The sequence below is a fragment of the Streptomyces fildesensis genome, from assembly GCF_016107395.1.
GTDB lineage: Bacteria > Actinomycetota > Actinomycetes > Streptomycetales > Streptomycetaceae > Actinacidiphila > Actinacidiphila fildesensis.
In genome coordinates, this window is record NZ_JAAIKO010000461.1 from 1 (window position 1) to 208 (window position 208).

At 67.8% G+C, this 208-nt stretch carries 1 pseudogene; it reads left to right on the forward strand.

Annotation, left to right across the window (positions count from 1 at the left end):
- Window positions 1–22 precede the first annotated feature (22 nt).
- Window positions 23–208 (forward strand): annotated as a pseudogene (locus C6N31_RS43470) (phosphatase PAP2 family protein); the annotation flags it as partial.

Below are 208 nucleotides of genomic sequence, written 5' to 3' on the forward strand. Positions count from 1 at the left end.
GCGCTACTCAGTTCTCCTGTTCGTGGCAGCGATCGCGATGGGGCTGGCGGCGGCCCACACCTCGCTGATCCAGCCGCACGACCTGAAGTGGGACCAGCACCTGGAGGACGACACCCGCTCAGCGGCGCTGACGCCGGTAATGAAGGTGGTCAGTGACATCGTCTCCCCAGCCGGCGGGCTGGTCATCCTGGCGCTGTGGTGCGGCTGG